Origin of the sequence: Streptomyces sp. NTH33, from assembly GCF_003236365.1 — a bacterium.
Taxonomy (GTDB): Bacteria; Actinomycetota; Actinomycetes; order Streptomycetales; family Streptomycetaceae; genus Streptomyces.
Genome location: NZ_POTZ01000583.1, coordinates 1 through 3,652 on the forward strand (window position 1 = coordinate 1; position 3,652 = coordinate 3,652).

Genomic DNA, 3,652 nt, shown 5'->3' on the forward strand with positions numbered 1-3,652 from the left:
CCCCCCTGGCTACGACCCCAGGACGGACGCCAGGAACTCGCCCACCCAGCCGAGCAGTTCGCGCCCGACCAGCGGCTTGCCGCCGACCTTCGCGGTCTTGGGGCGGGGCACGAGGACCTGGTGGACGGTCGGCTTGATCACCGAGCCCGGGTAGAGGCGCTTGAGGCGCAGCTCCTGCGACTCGCGCAACTCCACCGGGGCGAAGCGGATGTTGTTGCCCTGCAGCACGATCTCGCCCACCCCGCACGCCCGGGCGAGCATGCGCAGCCCGGCCACCAGCAGCAGGTTCTCCACCGGCTCGGGCAGCTTGCCGTAGCGGTCGGTGAGTTCCTCGCGGACGGCCTTGACGTCCTCCTCCGAGTTCGCGGAGGCGATGGACCGGTAGGCCTGCAGGCGCAGCCGCTCGCCGGGCGCGTAGTCGTGCGGGACGTGCGCGTCCACGGGCAGCTCGACCTTGACCTCGAGCGGCTCTTCCTCTTCGATCTCCCCCGTCTCCAGCTGCCGCCGGTAGTCCGCCACCGCCTCGCCGACCATCCGCACGTACAGGTCGAAGCCGACGCCCGCGATGTGCCCGGACTGCTCGCCGCCCAGCAGGTTTCCGGCGCCGCGGATCTCCAGGTCCTTCATCGCCACGTACATGCCCGCGCCCATCTCCGTGTGCTGGGCGATGGTCGCCAGCCGCTCGTGGGCCGTCTCGGTCAGCGGCTTCTCCGGCGGGTACAGGAAGTAGGCGTAGCCCCGTTCACGGCCGCGGCCGACCCGGCCGCGCAGCTGGTGCAGCTGGGACAGGCCGAAGTTGTCGCCGCGCTCCACGATCAGCGTGTTGGCGTTGGAGATGTCGATGCCCGACTCGACGATCGTCGTCGAGACCAGCACGTCGTACTTCTTCTCCCAGAAGTCGACCACGACCTGCTCCAGGACGGTCTCCGACATCTGGCCGTGGGCGGTGGCGATCCGCGCCTCGGGGACGATCTCGCGCAGCCGGGCCGCGGCGCGGTCGATGGACTCCACCCGGTTGTGGATGTAGAAGACCTGGCCCTCGCGCAGCAGCTCACGGCGGATCGCCGCGCCGATCTGCTTCTCCTCGTACGGCCCGACGAACGTCAGCACCGGGTGGCGCTCCTCGGGCGGCGTGGTGATCGTCGACATCTCCCGGATGCCGGTCACCGCCATCTCCAGGGTCCTGGGGATCGGCGTCGCGGACATCGTCAGGACGTCGACGTTGGCGCGGAGCTTCTTCAGCTGCTCCTTGTGCTCGACGCCGAAGCGCTGCTCCTCGTCGACGACGACCAGGCCCAGGTCCTTGAACTTCGTCTCCGACGAGAACAGGCGGTGGGTGCCGATGACGACGTCCACCGAGCCGTCGCGCAGGCCCTCCAGGACCGCCTTGGCCTCAATGTCGGTCTGGAAGCGGGACAGCGCCCTCACCTTCACCGGGAACTGCGCGTACCGCTCGGAGAACGTGCCGAAGTGCTGCTGCACCAGCAGCGTGGTGGGCACGAGCACCGCCGCCTGCTTGCCGTCCTGGACCGCCTTGAAGGCGGCGCGGACCGCGATCTCCGTCTTGCCGTAGCCGACGTCGCCGCAGATCAGACGGTCCATCGGGACCGACTTCTCCATGTCCTCCTTGACCTCGGCGATCGTGGTGAGCTGGTCGGGCGTCTCCGCGTAGGGGAAGGCGTCCTCCAGCTCGCGCTGCCAGGGCGTGTCCGCGCCGAAGGGGTGCCCGGGTGCGGCCATGCGCGCGCTGTAGAGCCTGATCAGGTCGGCGGCGATCTCCTTGACCGCCTTCTTCGCGCGTGCCTTGGTCTTCGTCCAGTCGGCGCCGCCGAGCCGGTGCAGGGTGGGTGCCTCGCCGCCGACGTACTTGGTGATCTGCTCCAGCTGGTCGGTGGGGATGTAGAGGCGGTCGCCGGGCTGGCCGCGCTTGGCCGGGGCGTACTCCACCACCAGGTACTCGCGGGTGGCGCCCTGCACCGTGCGCTGCACCATCTCGATGTAGCGGCCCACGCCGTGCTGCTCGTGGACGATGTAGTCGCCGGCCTCCAGGCTCAGCGGGTCGATGGACTTGCGGCGGCGGACCGGCATCCGGGCGCCGTCGCGGGCGGCCGACCTCTGGCCGGTCAGGTCGGTCTCGGTGAGCACCGCCAGCTTCAGGCCCGGGTCGACGAAGCCGTGGTCGACGCAGCCGCACGCCACGTGCACGACCGACGCGGACAGCTGCTCCAGGTCCACGTCCAGGCGGGCCGCGATGCCCTCCCCGCCCAGCACCTCGACGGTGCGGGAGGCCGGGCCGTGGCCCTCGGTGACGAAGACCGTGCGCCAGCCGTCCGCGAGCCAGCCCTTGGTGTCGGCGAGCGCCTTCGCGGTGTCCCCGCGGTAGGTCTCGGGCGCGTGCATGCCCAGCTTGAGGGTGTCCCCGCCCCCGTCGCCCCCGCCGTCGTACGCCGCATCGTCCGCGGCGAACGGCGAGACGGTCCACCACATCATGTCCAGCTCGCGCGCGCGGTCCCGTACGTCCGCGATCGACCACAGGGAGGCCGCGCCGACGTCGATCGGCGCCTCGCCCCCACCGGCCGTGGCCGCCCAGGACGCCTGCAGGAACTCCTGGGAGGTCGCCACCAGGTCGGCCGCGCGCGTGCGCACCCGCTCCGGGTCGCAGACGACGGTCATGGCGCCCTTGGGCAGCACGTCGAGCAGCAGCTCCATGTCGTCGACCAGGACCGGGGCCAGGGACTCCATGCCCTCGACCGCGATGCCCTCGGCGAGCTTGCCCAGCAGTTCGCCGAGCTCCGGGTGCTGCTCGGCGAGCGCACGCGCACGCGCGCGTACGTCCTCGGTGAGCAGCAGCTCACGGCAGGGCGGTGCCCACAGGCCGTGCTCGGCGACCTCCAGGGAGCGCTGGTCGGCGATCTTGAAGTAGCGGATCTCCTCGACGTCGTCGCCCCAGAACTCGATGCGCAGGGGGTGTTCCTCGGTGGGCGGGAACACGTCGAGGATGCCGCCGCGCACGGCGAACTCGCCGCGCTTCTCCACCAGCTCCACACGGGAGTACGCGGCGGCGGCCAGGGCGTCGACGACATCGTTCAGGTCGTCACTCTGCCCGCTCCTCAGCGACACCGGTTCCAGGTCGCCCAGGCCCTTGACCTGCGGCTGGAGAACGGAGCGCACGGGGGCGACGACGACGGAGACCGGGCCGGTCTCCGGGTCGTCGGAGCTGGGGTGGGCCAGGCGGCGCAGCACGGCCAGGCGGCGGCCCACGGTGTCGCTGCGGGGGCTGAGCCGCTCGTGCGGCAGCGTCTCCCAGGAGGGGTACTCCACGACTCCTTCCGGGGGCAGCAGCGAGCGCAGGGCGGCGGCCAGGTCCTCGGCCTCGCGGCCGGTCGCCGTCACCGCGAGCACGGGGCGGGCGGCCTCACGGGCCAGGGCGGCGACCGCGAAGGGGCGGGCCGCCGGGGGACCGACGAGGTCGACGTGCATGCGGTTGCCGTCCGCCGCGGCGGTGATCGCTTCCGCGAGGGCGGGGTCCTTGACGACGGCGTCGAGCAGACCGTGCAGGGTCATGAGGGGCTGTTTCCGTCCGGAGGTGGGCAACACGAAGGACCCGACTCGTGCGGCGGGCCGGGGGTCCCTTCAGCGTACGACGCCCGGG

Annotated in this window: 1 protein-coding gene; it reads right to left on the bottom strand. The window is 71.8% G+C overall.

The genetic code is table 11. From position 1 onward, the window contains the following. Positions 1-9: 9 nt before the first annotated feature. Positions 10-3,564 carry a transcription-repair coupling factor gene (gene mfd / locus C1I97_RS33315; RefSeq protein ID WP_111006758.1) on the bottom strand — a complete coding sequence of 1,185 codons (3,555 nt, stop codon included), beginning with the start codon at positions 3,562-3,564 and terminating at the stop codon, positions 10-12. Between the last annotated feature and the right edge of the window lie 88 nt (positions 3,565-3,652).